The sequence below is a fragment of the Flavobacterium frigoris PS1 genome, assembly GCF_000252125.1.
Lineage (GTDB): Bacteria > Bacteroidota > Bacteroidia > Flavobacteriales > Flavobacteriaceae > Flavobacterium > Flavobacterium frigoris_A.
The window spans coordinates 23,144-41,121 of sequence record NZ_AHKF01000019.1 but is presented as its reverse complement, the minus strand read 5'-3'; the positions used below and the strand labels follow the sequence as shown (position 1 = coordinate 41,121).

General features: G+C 33.8%; 9 protein-coding genes. 1 reads left to right on the top strand and 8 read right to left on the bottom strand.

Features of this window, described 5'->3' with window-relative positions; translation table 11 throughout:
• Positions 1–47: 47 nt before the first annotated feature.
• The 5 genes from HJ01_RS12290 to HJ01_RS12265 form a co-directional block, all read right to left on the bottom strand.
• Complete coding sequence (locus HJ01_RS12290) at positions 48–1,679, bottom strand: family 16 glycosylhydrolase (protein WP_007138762.1); 1,632 nt, start codon at positions 1,677–1,679, stop codon at positions 48–50.
• Positions 1,680–1,699: 20 nt separating this feature from the next.
• Entirely contained in the window at positions 1,700–3,796 is a 2,097-nt protein-coding gene (locus HJ01_RS17175) for a hypothetical protein (RefSeq protein WP_007138761.1), read from the bottom strand.
• A 12-nt stretch (positions 3,797–3,808) separates the two neighbouring features.
• On the bottom strand, positions 3,809–5,287 hold the full coding sequence (locus HJ01_RS12275; protein ID WP_007138760.1) for a RagB/SusD family nutrient uptake outer membrane protein: 1,479 nt from the start codon (positions 5,285–5,287) through the stop codon (positions 3,809–3,811).
• A gap of 11 nt (positions 5,288–5,298) precedes the next feature.
• A complete protein-coding gene (locus HJ01_RS12270) occupies positions 5,299–8,343 on the bottom strand; it encodes a SusC/RagA family TonB-linked outer membrane protein (protein ID WP_007138759.1) in 3,045 nt (1,014 codons plus the stop codon).
• Between the two features lie 238 nt (positions 8,344–8,581).
• Positions 8,582–11,383, bottom strand: a complete 2,802-nt coding sequence (locus HJ01_RS12265) for a triple tyrosine motif-containing protein (RefSeq protein WP_040473938.1) — start codon at positions 11,381–11,383, stop codon at positions 8,582–8,584.
• A gap of 208 nt (positions 11,384–11,591) precedes the next feature.
• Between HJ01_RS12265 and uvrA the strand changes: the two genes are divergently transcribed.
• Complete coding sequence (gene uvrA, locus HJ01_RS12260; protein ID WP_007138757.1) at positions 11,592–14,378, top strand: excinuclease ABC subunit UvrA; 2,787 nt, start codon at positions 11,592–11,594, stop codon at positions 14,376–14,378.
• Positions 14,379–14,494: 116 nt separating this feature from the next.
• Here uvrA and HJ01_RS12255 read toward each other — a convergent pair whose 3' ends face one another.
• The 3 genes from HJ01_RS12255 to HJ01_RS12245 form a co-directional block, all read right to left on the bottom strand.
• Positions 14,495–14,782 (bottom strand): hypothetical protein, encoded by a 288-nt coding sequence (locus HJ01_RS12255; RefSeq protein WP_007138756.1) that lies wholly within the window; start codon positions 14,780–14,782, stop codon positions 14,495–14,497.
• A 391-nt stretch (positions 14,783–15,173) separates the two neighbouring features.
• Positions 15,174–16,643 (bottom strand): lipopolysaccharide biosynthesis protein, encoded by a 1,470-nt coding sequence (locus tag HJ01_RS12250; protein WP_007138755.1) that lies wholly within the window; start codon positions 16,641–16,643, stop codon positions 15,174–15,176.
• 37 nt (positions 16,644–16,680) lie between these two features.
• Complete coding sequence (locus tag HJ01_RS12245) at positions 16,681–17,973, bottom strand: glycosyltransferase family 4 protein (protein WP_007138754.1); 1,293 nt, start codon at positions 17,971–17,973, stop codon at positions 16,681–16,683.
• Positions 17,974–17,978 lie beyond the last annotated feature (5 nt).

Genomic DNA, 17,978 nt, shown 5'->3' with positions numbered 1-17,978 from the left:
GCAAAAAAACCTACCTTTTACTTATATTATTACAATCAATAATATGATTATTGATACACTCTTACGTAATCAATTTCCATAGAAGATTGACTAAAAGCGGAATCAATTGCACCTCCAAAAGTTCCTCCCATCGCCACGTTTAAAATTAAAAAGAGATCTTTATTAAAAGGTAAAGAACTGTCATTAGTTACAGAATGAAATAGTTTATCATCAACATAAATTTTAACTGAACTAGGACTCCAAATAGTTTTGTAAACATGAAACTCAGATGCTGCGTTAGAAATAGAAGTTGAATTCCCGTTTCCATTACCACCAGAACGTCCAGGATAATGTAACGTACCATAAATAGTCGTTGGTTGACTCCCTTTATACTCCATGATATCTATTTCTCCACAACCTGGCCAAGTATTTGTTGCATAATCTTGACCTAACATCCAAATCGCAGGCCAAGTACCCGCACCAGTTGTTAACTTTGCTTTTATCTCTACTTTACCATACGTAAACTCAAATTTGTCTTCAGATTTCAACCTAGCAGAAGTATAAGTAGCGCCTTCCTTTTTGGCAGTTATTTTCAGACTTCCATCTTGCACTACCACATTATTAGCACTATTGGTATACGTTTGTTCTTCAGAGTTACCCCAACCACCTGCACCTAAATCATAACCCCATTTTGTTGGGTCAGGCGCACCATTTGTATTAAACTCATCAGAAAAAACCAATTTTGTATAATCTGCTACTGGTGTAGCTTGAGACGGCGGAGTTGTTGTAAATATATGATACCATGCTAAGGAAGTATTCCCTGGCATAACCCCTCTAACCACCATTCTATTCTCAGTGATAGAAAGTATTTCATACGCACTAGCTCCGAAAAAATACCCCATAAATCCATCATTAGAAAAATTCAACTGAGTCCCTCTAGTTTGCGTAGCATGATCTGGATTCATTGTCACAAAAGACTCAGATGGACTTAAGGTAACTACCTTGTCTCCTTTGGTGTCTAGCGGATAACAATTGTCATCGCCTCCTTTGATAGCTCCGTTGTAATAGGTTTCGCCTTTATTATCTAAATTAAATTTTATTTGTCCTTGAACTAGAGAAAAGGTCATTACACTATTGTATAAACAAGTAGTCGATTTTTCGTTGGCTTGTGTAGCATAATACGTTGGATAATAATTTAAATTCCCATTACCATCAATCTGCTCTGCAGTATTTTGCCCCACTCCTAGATGTGCAATTTCATCTTTCGCCCAATACCATTTTTTTGACGCACCGCCAGTTAAAAACTGGATAGCTTCATCATCTTTAAAGTTACTTAGCACCTCAACATCTACCGTTGTAGTCGTAGTGACTCCTGCTTTTCCTGAAGCCAAAATAACAACGGTATAGGTATTTACCCCAGTTTTTGTAAAAGTTTTTGTAAAACTGCCGCTAGGTGCATTTTCAGTCGTTCCATCAGGAAAAACAAATCTATAAGAAATAGCATTATCTGCCGTTACATTAAATGTAACTTTTCCAGAACCATCCCCATTTGGAGCATCGACGGTTTTTCCTTTAATTTCATAACTCACTTTCAACCCTGTAGGCGTACTTAAAGAACCAAAAGCAAAATTATCTTCTTGGCAATTTACCATTAGCAATAAGGTAAAAATGCTAAATATATTTATAATTATCTTTTTCATTTTTATAATTTTTTAAATTTTTAGTTACTACTGAAAGTAATATTATCAAAATAAACAACATTATCTTGGGCTCTTCCATTCAAATTAAAATCTGGAAAAATAATTATTTGGTCTATAACTCCAGTAGCTCCTTTACCAATACTTCCCGATAGATCGAATGTCAATTCTTCCCATTGATTAATTTTAGTATTTGCCACTTTAACCTCAGGTTGTGCATCTCCATTTGCTTCAGCAAACTTAATTCCTACATAACTTATTACTGTTTTGTAAACCATGATTCTAACGATTTTATTTGTTGAATCAAATTTAAATGAACCTATATCAGTACCATGCTTAGACTCACATCCAACCCAAGGCTGTCCCGCTTTTAGTGCTGTAATTTTAGCTACTTTTGAAGAACTATTGATACCGCTCGTATTGGGATTTGAAACAAATTCTATTAGTGCATTTGAACCATTTTCAAATACTGCCCAAGTCCAATTCGCTCCGTAACCACCACTTTCAAAATTAATAGGTGAGAAAGGAGCCACTCCTGAAGCTCCACCTCCTGAAGTACTACTTTTATAAAAATACAAATTATCAATATATACTGTAGCATCTGAAGATTCAAAGATTATTTGACTTATAGCTGAGAGGTCTGTATTGTAATTTGATAGTAAAATATCAACTCCTGTCCAAGCTCCTAAGGTTACGGTAGAAACAGATTTAATATCTTCTTTTCCAAGTTTAGTGTTAACTAATTTTAAACTTAAACTCTTAGCGTCATTAGACCAATAATCAAAATGTACATGAGTCATCCCTGAAAGATTTGTTGGATTATCATAATTTGTTACAATTCCGGTATAATTTAAATTAGTATATTTAAGTGTATTATTCCCCGCTATTAATTGATCTGTCAAAACAGTAGTTTGCCCCCAACCTGGATTCCACTCTGAAATTGCCAAAGGAGTATACGCATTACTGTATATTGAAATTACATTTTTAGAATCTACTGTAGGTGTTGGCGCTGCAGTAATAGGTGCTGAAGCTAGCGTAGAGTTTTTATAAAAGTAAAGGTTATCTATATAAACCGTTGCTCCTGAAGATTCAAATATTATTTGGCTAATGGCCGATAAATCGGTGTTATAACTTGAAAGTAAAATATCAACTCCTGTCCATGCACCTATAGTAATGGTGGAAACAGCTTTAATATCCTCTTTTCCTACATTAGTATTAACTAATTTTAAACTCAATGTTTTTGCATCACTCGTCCAATAATCAAAGTGTACATATTTCATTGCTGAAAGATTCGTTGGGTTTCCATAATCTGTAACAATACCCGTATAGTTTAATGCGCTATATTTAAGAGTATTATTTCCTGCAATTAAAACATCTGTTAGTACAGTGGTTTGTCCCCAACCAGGATTCCATTCGGATATTGCAATAGGTGTATATTTATTACTGTAAATAGCAATTACATCAGCTGCATTATTAGCTGGTGTTGGTGCCGCAACTGTAGGACCATTAATTGTCTTCGCCTCAAACTCCTGTGTGTATTCCGTAGTTTTAATCGCAGCACTTTTAGCCACTACTCTTATTGTATATTTTCCTGCTTGTTTGTATACACAAGAAGCCGTTTCTCCAATATTTGCAACTACAGGATCATCATTGCCTGGTTCTCCAAAATAAACTTCAAAGAACATTGCAAAATCTGCATTTGCGGTTACATTTACTTGTTTCGAAATAGATGAGTCATTTGAAATATTAACTACTAAATTTTCAGGAGCTTTGAATGAAACTGTTAATTCTTGGCTCACTTCAGTTTTCTTACCATTAAGTGTACTACCTATTATTTTAACTTGGTAAATTCCTTCAGCATATTTATGTAAAACTGTTTCTCCTGGCTTCAAAGTAGCTCCTTCAGCACTTCCATCACCAAAGTAAATTTCATATTGAGTAGCGCCTTCACCACGTGGTGTCAGGGTTACATTTCCTGAATTATCTTGAGATACGGTTGCTAGCGCAGAAACATTTGTTGGAGCGTCTAATGAATCTAAATCTACATCATTAGTGTCTGCCGTACAACCGATAAATATTGTTAAAACAATAAGGCCTATAATAAATTTTATATTTTTCATACTAGTTTGTTTTTAATATCCAGGGTTTTGTGACCAATTTCCATTTGCAAATTGAATTTCCTCGATAGGAATAGGAAACAATTCATTTTTTCCAGCGGTAAATCCAGTTATTTCTTGAGCCGCTTTTTTAGTTCTCACTAAGTCAAAGAAACGATGCCCTTCTCCTGCTAACTCCACTCTTCTTTCAGCCCAAATAAAATCAGTTAATGCCGCTCCAGAAGCTGAAATATCATGATTTGTATCTCCAAAAGCACGTCGCCTTACTTCATTTAAAAACAATCTTGCTTTACTATCATCGATTGCGCCTCTATTATATGCCTCAGCTGCCATCAACAATACATCAGCATAACGAATAGCTCTATAATTACTAGGGTTTGTTAAGTTTAAGTCTCCTACTGCAGTTGCACTTCTTTTTCTCGGAATATATTTTCTATTGAAGTATCCTGTATTTTCGTATCCTTCACCATAAGTGGCTCCTGTTTCTGTATTCCAAGCACTCATATCTAAAATCGCAACTGCTTTTCTTGAATCTCCTCCTTCGAATGCACTCACAATTTTTTGAGTTGGAATATTGAAACTAAAACCAGAAGTAAATAATGGCCCCGTATAATTTCTAGGTCCGCTAAAACCAACTGCTACATTACCTTCACTACATTGCAAACAAGTAAAACCAGCACCCTCTACATCAGTATATTGAACTTCAAAAACAGATTCGCTTCCATTTTCTCCTTCTGCTTCAAAAATGGAATTATAATCACTTACAAGTGAATAATTATTGGCAGTAATTAAAGTTTGAAAAGTAGCTGCAGCTTTCGTGAAATTTTCTTCATATAAATAAGCCTTTCCTAAAAGAGCTAAAGCAGCGCCTTTTGTCACTCTTCCTTTTTGAGAAGGAACTGCAGCTAAGTTTTCTGAAGCATAAATTAAATCGGCTTCAATAGAGGCATATACTTCTTTCACTGTAGAACGAGGAACTGTTTTCTCATCACCTACATTAAAACGTACATCCCCCTTTAATGGAATCCCTCCAAACCATTTAACTAATTCAAAATGATAATAGGCTCTTAAAAAACGAGCTTCTGCTATAATTTGGTTTTTTCCTTCAAATTCAGTTTTGTCTTTGAATTCCAGAATGTAATTAGCTCTGTTCACTCCAGCAAACATCCAGTTCCAAATGTCTCTCAAATTACTATTAACCGGAGTATGAATCATATCATCAATTTGTTGAAAACCTACTACATCAGATTGACTTTCACCACCGGCTAATGTGTTATCCGAAGCAATTTCTCCCAATAAAACGTTTACATAAGAAGATTGAAGTAAATCATACGCAGCCACAAGCGCGTTATCATAATCCGATTTAGAATTAAAATAATTCTCTGAATCGATTGAATAGGCAGCATCTCTATTAACAAACTCATCACTACAAGAAATAGTTAAAGTTGAGATTGCTGCTACAAATACTATTGTAAAAAATATATGTTTTTTCATTTTAATATAAATTAAAAATTAATGTTTAGTCCTAACAAATAGGTTCTTGGCGTAGGGTAAAAACCATAATCAATTCCCCCACCAATAGGCGCACCATTTGAAGCTCCTGGGTCAAAACCTCTGTACTTTGTAAAAGTGTATAGATTATTTACTCCAGTGTAAAGTCGTAACTTAGTTATTCCGGCTTTTTCAGTAACTGTAGAATTTAAGGTATATCCTAATTGTATGTTTTGAATTCTTAAATAAGAAGCATCTTCAACATAATAATCAGAAAAAACATTGTTTGTTGAAGCACCTGTAGTCACTCTTGGTGTTGAAAAACTAGTTCCTTCACCAGTCCATCTACCCAAAACGTAATTTAAACGATTGGCATCTGATAATGTTCTTTCATAGTTTCTTACCATATCATTTCCAACAGAAGCAAAAGTATAGACAGCAAAATCTAAGTTTTTATAACTCAATTGCAGATTAAAACCCATAGTAGCTTTAGGTATTGGATTACCTAAATTTGTTCTGTCTTTTGTATCTATAACACCATCTCCATTGACATCTGCATAGCGAATATCACCAGGCGCAGCATTAGCTCCTAAAGCAATTTGTGAAGGATGTGCGTTAATTTCTGTTTGGTTCTGAAAAACACCATCTGTTTTGTAACCATAGAAATATCCTATTGGCATTCCAACTTCCATTCTCGAAGGTGCTGGTTGACCTACTCCAAATGAACCACCCTCGATAAATCCTGTTCCATTATTAACTTCTAATACTTTATTTTCAAGAAACGTAACATTGTAACCAAGACTAAGAGAGAAATTCTCCGAGAATTTGTTTTTGTAATCAATTGCAAACTCAATACCTGAGTTTTTTACTGTTCCTGCATTAACTGTAGGTGCAGATGCACCCGGTGCGTATACTCCTGTTATTCCCGAAACCGGGATGTTTGGAATTAATAAATCCTTTCTCGTGTCAGAAAAATAATCAGTAACAATCGAAACTTTGCTATCGAATAACTTTAAATCTAATCCAATATCAAATTTACGAGCCTCCTCCCATTTTAAATCTGGATTAGGAATTTGCCCAGTTGCAGTACCATTAACTAAAGTACCATCAAAAACATAAGTCGCTTCCCCTCCAAGTTGAGAAATATAACCATTATTAGGTATTTGATCATTTCCTAAAGTTCCATAACTAGCTCTCAATTTCATGAAATTAACTAGTTTTTCGCCATAAAAACCTTCATCCGAAATTATCCAACCTGTAGTAAAAGAAGGAAAATATCCTACTTTGTTCCCAGGACCAAATTTTGTCGAAGCATCGCGTCTTAACATTGCTGAAAAAAGATATTTCCCTTTAAAGTCATATTGCAATCTTCCAAAATAAGATAGCCTTCTTTCATCATAAGAATACGAACTATTTGACTTTGCATCAGATATCCCAGTCGTCAAACTGATATCTGCATAATCCCATGAATTGTTAGGAACATCAAAACCAGTTGCGTACAAACCATTACCCCATTCCTTAAAAATGGTGTTACCCACTGTAGCAACAAAATTATGATCATTTGCAACGGTCTTTGTGTACGTTCCAAAAACATCAAACGAATAATTATTATCATTCACGGCACCTTGATTCACAGTACTCCTAGTAACATCAAAAACTTTTCCTCCGTAGCTTATTTGTTTTGCAAAATCTCTAGACTTACTGTTTGAAGTATTAAAACCCATTGAACTAGACAAAACAAAACCATCAAATAATTTATATTCTAAACCAAAATTCCCATTTAACTTTTTGAAATTATAATCGTTGTATGTGTTTTCAATTTGTGCTAATGGATTAATAATTTCTGTTCCTAAACCAGCTGTGCTTGGCACTAAAGTATACTCTCCGTTAGCATCATATGGACTTAAAGTTGCTGGTGTATTTAAAGCATTGAATAAAACAGAACCTAATCCATTCTCATTTAAAGTTTTTCTATTAAAATAGGTGTAAATAACATTCGTTTTAAGCTTTAACTTTTCTGACACATCAGCAGTTAAAGATACTCTCGCAGTATTCCTTAAAAATCCAGATTTATTTCCTCCAATAATACCTTCTTGATCTAAATGTGACCCACTTACCGCATAAGTAACTTTGTCTGATCCACCAGATATAGATAAATCATGATTAATAATAGGAACACCACCATCAAAAACTTCATTTTGCCAGTTAGTACCTTTACCCAAACCAGTTACGTTAGTATAAGGAAGTGTTTTTCCACCATTAGCATAACTTTCGTTTAACAATAAAGCATATTCAGTAGCATTTAATAAGTTTAACTTGTTTGAAGTTTCCTGAAATCCAGTGTACGTATTATAAACAATTTTTGATTTAGAATTTTTCTTCCCTGATTTGGTAGTTATCAAAATTACTCCATTGGCACCAATCGTTCCATAGATAGCAGCCTGAGCATCTTTTAAAACCGTAATGGACTCAATGTCATTTGGATTTAGCAATCCTAATTCTCCTACGTAACCGTCAATAATTGTCGTTGGTCCATTAGTCCCATTTGTCGCTATACCTCTAATACGAATATCTAAAGCAGCACCCGGCGAACCTGATTGAGACGTAACATTAACCCCTGAAACAGTTCCCTGTAATGCTTGTTCAATTTTTACAGGTTTTAAAATTTCAAGTGCTTTACTATCAATAACCGAAACCGCTCCGGTAACTTCTCTTTTTTTCTGACTTCCGTAACCTATCACAACTACTTCGTTCAAGCTCTTTGCGTCTTCTTCTAAAGCAATGGAGAGTTTTACATTAGAACTGTTGACTTTATATTCAAAATTTTTATAGCCAATGTAAGAGAAGACAACACTTGAACCAGCAGGAATTCCTTTTAAAATAAAGCCTCCATCAAGATCACTTGCAACTCCTTTTGCAGTATTCCTAATTTGAATATTTACTCCCGGGATAGGTAAACCAGTTCCCTTCTCTTTTACAATTCCACCTATATCATAACCTTGGGAAAATCCTAAAGTGGAGATAAAAAGAAATAAAATTAATAGATAGTTTGACTTCATAATTTATGTTTTTTGTGAATTATAAAACTACAACGGTCGCACTGTTAAATATTCAAAAACAACCTTTACAAAAAACATACAATGCAAAAAAAAGACTAATTATATATTAATAACACAATAAAAATAAGGGCAGAGCTATTCTAAAAACTTTCTTAAAAAAAACTTAAAACAAAAAAAACCACAACAATAACGTTAATGTTGTGGTAATGTATAGGTCTCTCCTAAAATAAGTCTGGGACTATATCGCCAATATATACTCAACAAGACCTTGTTCATGCGATAAATCCATTTTTTTACGCAAACGATATCTTTTTATTTCTAGACTCCGTACTGAAATATTTAATAAAGGAGCTACTTCTTTAGAAGAAAGGTTTAATCTAAGGTAAGCGCAAAGTCTCAAGTCACTTGGCGTTAAAGATGGATGTGCTGTTTTTATCTTTTTCAAAAATTCTTTATCGGTATTCTCAAATGCCTCTTTAAAAACATTCCATGAGTCTTTTTCAGTAATGTTATTGTTAATTATAGATATAACGGATTTAACCCCCCTATTATCATCCTTATTCGTTTTTTTTAAGTCTTCCTTAATAATGGCTAGCAATTCATTTTTATTATGCAAATTCATTGTAGAGGCAGCGAGCTCCCTGCTTTTCAAATCGACATCACCCAATAACTGTTCGTTCCTTACTCTCATCATTTGCTGCTCGTTCTCCAATTCTTTAATCTCAAGCAAAAGATTGTTTTCCTCAATTAACTTATCTTCCTTCTTTTTGTAATAACTCTTGTACGCTTTATGGATAAATCGTGCCAAGACAACACCAATTATTAAATAAAAGAACAAGGCTATATTAGAGCTATACCAAGGCTCTCGAATTGTGAATGAGTAGCTCGCAGTGTTTCCCAACGAAGAATTGGCAAATTTGGCCTTTAATTTAAATACGTAATCCCCAGAAGGTAAATTCTTAAAATTTATAGTTGGTTTTGAACTCCATTCACTCCAATTGTCCTGAAATCCCTCTAAAATATATTGGTATTCTGGATTAATATATTTATTATATTCTGGAACTGTATAATTAAAATTAATATTATTTTCTTTATAATTAAAAAGACCCTCTTCCTGTAGAATATTATTATGTGCTGGTTCGTCTAATATATTGGTTGAAATACTTGAAAATGAAACTTTATAGTTTTTTAATGCCAAATCATTAATATTCATGGTATAATACCCATCAGTAGTTCCAAAAAAATAATCGGAATTTGACAATTGAGAAATATTTTCATATCCCAACATAGAATTCGTTAAGGAAGCAGGAATCGGAATACTATTTTGCTTAAGCTCATCACTCAACTTCGTAAATGAATAATAATTGATGTAGTTTTTAGAAAATAACCATAATTTTCTGGTATTATCCACAATCATTTTACCTGAAGTATACTCATCTTTCTCAAAAACAGAACTCAACAATGTATCCTTGCTGAATTGCTTGGTTTTATTGTTCAATTTAAAAACACCTTCCTTGTACGCATAATAGATCGAATTGTTGAATTTTATCAAACTCGCATTCTTTCCCTTTTTGGGTTGCTTATAAGTCGTATATTTTTTAATTTTAAGCAGTTTAGCATCACTTACTAATCTAAAAACTCCTTTGTATTCGTGACTTACATAAATTTCAAAAGCATCGGTTAATTCAAAATATTTAGAAGAATAGTCAAATCCTTCTAATTTATTTCTGAAGCGCCACTGGCCGTTAACTTTTTCTAATATTGAAACCCCATAATAATTCCCTTGTAATAAAAGCTGTTTTTGTCCAGGAACTCCCTCAAACTTCCAAGTACCCGATTTAGAAAAAATGCTTCGAACATTTCCATTTTCAACTACAAATGTTCCCACATCATGCCCACAAAACAGCGTTCCATCGTACGAAAACAAGGACCAAACTTGTCCTTTGGTACCATTAACAAACTGAAACTCTTCATTGCTTTTATAGGTCTTGTAAAACAATCCATGATTAGTACCAACATATAATTTACCTTTATGCAGCTTTGAACTATAAACTGTCCCTAAAGCGCCTGTATCATCTACATAGCTTTGAATATTAGATTGTAAATTAATGCAGTTAATCCCATTATCCAGACCTACCCAAAGGTTTTTTTCGGCATCCTCAAATAATGACAAAGCAGTATTATTACTCAACCCTTTACTTTGCGAAATATGATATCTAACTACCCCTTCTTTCGATACAATAAAAACTCCATTTGATACAGTTCCAATAGCTAAATCCCCATCAGAAAGTAATTCGCAACTATAAATACTTCCTTCAGTTAGTGCAGGATCAATTTCCATGTGAAGCTTGGAGAGTACTGTCCCTACTAATTTATAAAACCCGTTCTTCTGGGTTGAGATCAAAAGTCCCTCGTCAATGGAAAACACATTGACAATTCTATTAGCCTTCAAAATTGGATTATTCGAAATTAATCGGCTCTTGCCTGCTTCTATTTCAAATAAGCCTTCATTATTTATTTGAAAATAAATAGCATTTAATGTTCTAAAAGACTTAATAACATCATTATTAGGTGCTATAATTTTAAAATTTCCTGACTTTGTATCATAAATATAAATCCTACTCAAGGATTGAAAAACTACCCATTGATCGTAATTTAAAATATTCCAAAATTGTTCATCGTCAAGAATTTTGTTTTTTATGGATTTGCTAAGCGATTGGTATTTAAGCATTCCGTTTGCTTGTCGTTTCCAAAAACCAAATTCCATATAACTACCCGTAAAAATTTTATCTCCTATAACTTTTACAGAACGAATGATAGTTTCATTTGGGGAAGGATACAATTGCCAATTTGAACCGTTGAATTCCAATAGACCTTCGTTATTGGCAAAAAAAACAAATTGATTATTATCTTGAGAAATCATCCAGTTTTGATTTCCTGCTCCATACGTTATGGGAGCATACTTTACAATTGGAGGTAACACCTGTGAAAAAACACAAGAACATATTAAAAAGAATGCTATAAGGAATTTGGTTTTCATCCGGGACCTGATATTAATTTATCGTAAAACTAAAAATTAAAAGACAATATCTTTATTAAAAGAAAATATTTTAACTCAACACCGGTAAAACTCAAGATTGTATAAGGCTTTTCTAATTCCACCGTTTTTTAAGAACATAAATTTGTGACTTGTTCTACCCCATTTCTCCGATGAAAATTCATTACTTTTGTAGAAATATAAAATTTTTATGCAAGTTGACTTTTCCAAGATAGATCCAAAGAAAAACATCATAATTAAAGGAGCAGAAGTACACAATTTAAAGAGTGTAGACGTTGTGATTCCTAGAAACAAACTGGTTGTAATTACTGGACTTTCTGGTTCAGGAAAATCCAGTTTAGCATTCGACACCTTGTATGCCGAAGGACAGCGCCGTTATGTAGAAAGCTTATCCTCTTATGCGAGACAATTCCTTGGACGATTAGACAAGCCAAAGGTAGAGTACATTAAAGGGATTGCGCCCGCTATTGCCATTGAGCAAAAAGTAAACACCACCAATGCCCGATCAACAGTAGGAACTTCTACTGAGATTTACGATTACATGAAATTATTGTTTGCACGAATTGGGAGGACATTTTCACCCGTTTCTGGACAAGAAGTGAAAAAAAATACGGTTACCGATGTTGTCACAGATGTGAAAGGTTTTGAAATTGACAGCAAATGGCTTCTCCTCGCCCCAGTCCACTTAGAAGAGGGAAGAAAACTAGAAGATAAACTAAAAGTATTATTACAGCAAGGGTTTGCTCGAATTCTAGTTAATAATCAAATGATACGGTTAAACGAAATCGACGAACATCCCCTCGAAAATAAAGATATTTTCCTCATCATTGACCGAATTGTAGTCAAGGAGGAAGAGGATTTTTTCAACCGTCTAGCAGATGCTGTACAGACTGCCTTTTATGAAGGAAAGGGAATCTGCCACTTGCAGGAATTGAATTCGGAAAAAAGATTTTCATACTCTAATAATTTTGAGTTGGACGGGATCACTTTTCTAGAGCCAAACGTTCATCTATTCAGTTTCAACAACCCCTATGGTGCCTGCCCGATTTGTGAAGGGTACGGAAATATTATAGGAATTGACGCCGAGCTGGTTGTCCCTAACACCACCTTGTCTATATATGAAAATGCCCTTTTCCCATGGCGTGGGGAAAGTATGAGTTGGTTTAGAGACGAATTAGTCAATAATGCGTACAAATTTGATTTCCCTATCCACAAACCTTTTTATCAACTGAATGAGGACCAGAAAGAGTTACTATGGACAGGAAATAAATATTTTCAAGGTCTAAATGAATTTTTCAAAGAACTAGAAGAAAAAAATTATAAAATACAAAATCGCGTAATGCTTTCCCGCTACCGTGGTAAAACCAAATGCTATTCCTGTAAAGGAAAGCGTTTGCGCATTGAGGCTTCATATGTAAAGATCAACTCAAAAACCGTATCTGATTTAGTAGATTTACCAATCAAACACTTGGTGACGTTTTTTGAAGCTCTAGAGCTAGATGTTTACGAAAAGCAAATTGCCCGACGCTTATTACTAGAAATCAATAACAGATTATCTTTCTTGACTGAAGTAGGTTTAGACTACCTGACTTTAAACAGGAACTCTTCTACCCTTTCTGGTGGTGAGTCACAACGCATCAACTTGGCTACCTCGCTTGGAAGCAGCTTGGTGGGTTCTATGTATATATTAGATGAACCTAGTATTGGCTTGCATCCAAAAGATACAGAGCGATTGATTAAAGTACTGCTATCTTTACGTGATTTAGGCAACACCGTAATTGTGGTGGAACACGATGAAGACATCATGAAGGCTGCCGATATGATTATTGATATTGGGCCTGAAGCGGGATCTTTTGGTGGAGAGTTAGTGGCCCAAGGTACATTTGAGGAAATCCTTAAATCAACCTCCCTTACCGCTAAATATTTAAATGGTGACCTTGAAATATCAGTTCCAAAAAAACGACGTGCTTTCAAAAATTTCATAGAGATAAAAGGGGCGAGAGAAAACAACTTACAAAATATCGATGTCCTCTTTCCTCTAGACGTACTAACGGTTATTACTGGTGTGTCTGGAAGTGGTAAAAGTACGTTAGTTAAGAAAATTTTGTTTCCGGCAATGCAAAAAAAACTCGATAATGTAGGTGAAAAAGCAGGGCAGTTTACTGAAATCAGCGGTTCATTTTCCCAAATAAAACACATCGAATATGTGGATCAAAACCCAATAGGTAGAAGTTCCCGTTCTAATCCCGTAACCTATATAAAGGCTTATGATGATATCAGAGATTTATTTGCCAAAGAAAAACTATCCAAAATTAGAGGTTATCAGCCCAAGCATTTTTCTTTTAATGTGGATGGAGGCCGTTGCGAAAGCTGTAAAGGTGAAGGTTCTATAAATGTAGAAATGGTTTTTATGGCAGATGTTCAATTACCATGCGAAACTTGTCATGGAAAACGATTCAAAAAAGAAGTGCTTGAAGTAGCATTTGCTGGCAAAAATATACATGATATTCTAACAATGACTATTGATGATGCTGTGGCTTTCTTTGAAATAAATCACCAACATAAAATAACACAGAAACTAAAACCGCTACAAGATGTGGGACTGGGATATGTACAACTAGGCCAATCTTCTTCCACTTTATCTGGAGGAGAAGCGCAAAGAATAAAACTAGCTTCTTTTCTTGTAAAAGGAGCTACAAAAGACAAAGCACTCTTTGTATTTGACGAACCTACCACGGGACTACATTTTCATGACATCAAAAAGCTCTTGGCTTCCTTTAACGCCCTAATAGAAAAAGGACAATCTATACTTGTCATAGAGCATAACCTTGATTTGATAAAATGTGCCGACTGGATTATTGATTTGGGCCCCGAAGGTGGCGAAAATGGAGGGAAACTTTTGGCAGTGGGAACTCCTGAACAGATTGTTAAAATAAAAGAATCCGTTACCGGAAAATACTTAAAAGACAAAATTTAAAAAAAATCTATCTGACTAAACTGGATAAAAAACGGCTCATTTACGCAGGTAAATGAGCCGTTTTTATTGATTATATACAAACATTTTTAAGCCTGTATAAAATGTAATTGGGTGAATTAATTATAACACTTATCTTCAAAAGTATTTCCATCTTCATCAATTGCAATCAAAACCCTTTCCTCTTTTGAAGAAACGCAGCACTGATAAATCCATGCGAAAGACCATACGCCCAGTGTAATGCAAGACAACACTAAATTAAAATCATGATTTACTTTTTTCCCCTTTTTGGATAAAACCGCAAAAGGCAATTTATCATTTCTTTCCTCTATTTCAAATCCTTTGCTCATTTTATCCTTTAAGGCTTTTGTAAATTTGAGTAGGTTCTCTTCATTGGTAATTTTCATCCTTTTTATCTTTTTATCTTGATTAATTTAATTCAAGAATATTTTATAAAATTAAGCAGATGATCTGTTCCACACAATACCCACTTTTAGTGATATTTGATAAATCTTTCCGCGACTATAAATTTGATTAAAAATATAGCTATTGCAAATATATTTGTTAAGTCAAAATAAGTTGTTACACTATATTTTTATTACTTTATATAATTCACACCATTACAATTTACAAAAACTAGATTCAAAAAAATAGCAATTGATTTTCTATAAAACGAAGAAACTACCTCAATTTTGTTTGAGGTAGTTTCTTCGTTTATTTCCAGAAAAGATACGAATAAACCTTCCTAAAGGCAGTTTTTTATGTTTAAAGTGTCTCGCTAGTAGAGTGAGAGCACAACTATAATTTAATTTTTAGCCTTTTTAAAACAGTGTCAATAACCTGATTTATTTCTATAGAAATCATAAATTTATAATTAAGATAAACATATGAAATAGTTACCAGAATTGACTTTAGTCCTATGGCAATAATTGGGCTAAGGGGAAATTGCCAAAAATAAAACATCAAAAACAACACAAATGTTAATGCCATGGAATATAATGTTTGTTTTGAAAAAGGATACAATTGTAACCTCTTTACAACAAACATTAATTTAGCCAAGCTATACAATGTTATTGACAATAAAGTGGCAAAGGCAGAACCTAAAATCCCGAAAATTGGAATAAAAATCATGTTCAATCCTACCGTCAAAAAAACTAAAACCACACCCAAAAACAATACCGCTCGATAGTATTTTGTATTGAAAATTATCGCATTATTATTCCCTAAAATCAAATCAAAATACTTTGACAAACCTATCATAAAAACAACTAAAATTCCTCCCCCATATTCCTTTGGAACCATTTCATATAATTGACTGATATTAACAAAAATACATAGCATCACGAAACCTCCCACTACTTGTAAATTGATAGAGGTTTTCTTATATAAATCATTTAACTCGCCATACTTGTTATCATGCATTAATTTTGCTGTTATGGGGTAAACAATTTGATGCATTGCACGACTTGGTACCGAGATAACTAAGGCAATATATGTAGCTACAGAATAATAAGCTATATTCTCAATTTTGATATATTGGTTTAGCATTATTTTATCAATGTCTAGAAGTAAAGTAGCAACACTTCCTGATAAAATAATAAAAAAAGTATAGACCATAATATCTTTTGCATTATGAGGAATAGAGAATTGAAATTCTGGCTTCTTTAAATGAAAAGCGTAAAACATCGTTACAGTAAACGCCAAGAAATAAATACCTGCAGTTACATAAACAAATTCAATAACTGTAATCCATTTAAAATACACACCAACCAAAGCCAGTAGAGAGAGGCTACGCAAAGCAACTTCTTTAATAAAATTACCAAAAACAGAATGCATATGCACTCTAGCCCAAGCATAGAATATTTCGAAGTAAGCCATACACAATCCCGTAAACGGAATCAACCACAAATAATCCTTTACTATTGGATTTTTCTTAGACAAATATGCCGAAATATCATCAAAAAAGTAGAGCCCAATTAAAAATAAAGGAATTGATAATAAAAGAGGTAATAAAACTGTAAAAGATAAAAACTGCGACTCTTCCTGCTCTGTCTTACATTGGGAGTAGAACTTCACCAAAGAATTCTGCATTCCAAAAGCAAATAATGGCATAACAATACTAGCCGCAGATAGAATATAATTAGTTAGCGCATAATAAGTTGCACCAAGAAAAAAAGGATATAAATATATTGTATTGATTGCACCAATACCAAAACCGATATAGGTTATTATTGTGTTTTTTAAAGACTGATTTAAAACTATTCCCATCCTTTATTATTGCGAGGCACGAAGCAATCTCTTTATATTATTTATTAAGGAGTTCAACTAATTGTTTTGTTAAACTTCTTCTTGAATATTTTTGCAAACCTACGCCATTCGACTGAAGTTTACCATCCAAATATTGATTATAACTATCCAAGATTACTTTTTTAAGCTTCTCCTTCTCAGAATAATCAAAAAACACTCCTGTATTAGTATTAGTAATTATTTCGGCAAAGTCAGAACCATTAGGTCCGATAGCTATAATTGGTCTATTAGAGACCATATATTCAAACAATTTACCTGGAATAATACTTCGTGTTTCCTTAGAATTAATTTCAATCAACAATAAAAGCTGCGATTTCTTTTGATGGGCAATTGCTTCTCCATGCGAAACATACCCCAGATTATTCAAATAAGGGTCTAGTCCATATTGCGTAATGGTCTCCAGAACTTCTTGGCTCACCGCACCTATCAATTTAATTTCCAAGTTCTTTTTAAAATCTAGAATTTCAGATAATAATTCCACTAGACTTTCCCATAAAATGCCGGGGTTCCTATCGGAAAGGAAAGATCCTATGTGCGCTAAACTAAACTTTACGTCCAAAACTTGCTTCTCTACAACCTCATTGTCGTAACCATTAGTTATTACCTCAATTGGCCTGCTCGTTATCGCTTCAAATTCAGTTTTTGTAGTTTTACTAGTCACAATAATAGTATCAGCAGAATTTAGCACTTTATGTTCTAAAAACAGATGCTTTTTAGCAGCATAGTTTGACAACCTCAAAGATTTATGATAGCCTATTGTTGTCCAAGGATCTCTAAAATCAGCTACCCATTTAATCCTTAGTTTATGTTTTAATTCAAGTCCAATAAGGTGTAAACTGTGGGGTGGGCCTGATGTGACGATGGTATCAATATTATTTTCGATAATATACTTTTCCAAGAAACGAACTGAGGGTTTTACCCAAAAAACACGTGCATCTGGAATAAATAGATTCCCGCGAATCAGCAGAAGCAGCTTATCTAAAAAAGATTGCTTTTTTTGGTTTGGAATAATACCCGAGCTTATCTTCCTTGTTTTGTTTTTCGAAAAAAAAGAAGCCAGTTGATAGGGTTCGAAAATTTTATGCTTTAAAATAATTACCTTATCCGATACTTCCTTTACTAAATTATCATCAATAATTGGGTAAGTTGGATTTTCAGGAATATAAACAATGGGCTGAACTCCGAAATCAGGTAAATATTTAACGAATTTCAACCAACGCTGCACGCCTGGGCCTCCAGCAGGTGGCCAATAATAGGTGATGATCAGGACTTTTTTAGTTTCAGGTTTCAAATTAT

Excerpts from the sequence above, each read along its gene's own strand:
- HJ01_RS12290 (WP_007138762.1), bottom strand. The coding sequence starts at position 1,679 with ATGAAAAAGATAATTATAAATATATTTAGCATTTTTACCTTATTGCTA.
- HJ01_RS17175 (WP_007138761.1), bottom strand. The coding sequence starts at position 3,796 with ATGAAAAATATAAAATTTATTATAGGCCTTATTGTTTTAACAATATTT.
- HJ01_RS12275 (WP_007138760.1), bottom strand. The coding sequence starts at position 5,287 with ATGAAAAAACATATATTTTTTACAATAGTATTTGTAGCAGCAATCTCA.
- HJ01_RS12270 (WP_007138759.1), bottom strand. The coding sequence starts at position 8,343 with ATGAAGTCAAACTATCTATTAATTTTATTTCTTTTTATCTCCACTTTA.
- HJ01_RS12265 (WP_040473938.1), bottom strand. The coding sequence starts at position 11,383 with ATGAAAACCAAATTCCTTATAGCATTCTTTTTAATATGTTCTTGTGTT.
- uvrA (WP_007138757.1), top strand. The coding sequence starts at position 11,592 with ATGCAAGTTGACTTTTCCAAGATAGATCCAAAGAAAAACATCATAATT.
- HJ01_RS12255 (WP_007138756.1), bottom strand. The coding sequence starts at position 14,782 with ATGAAAATTACCAATGAAGAGAACCTACTCAAATTTACAAAAGCCTTA.
- HJ01_RS12250 (WP_007138755.1), bottom strand. The coding sequence starts at position 16,643 with ATGGGAATAGTTTTAAATCAGTCTTTAAAAAACACAATAATAACCTAT.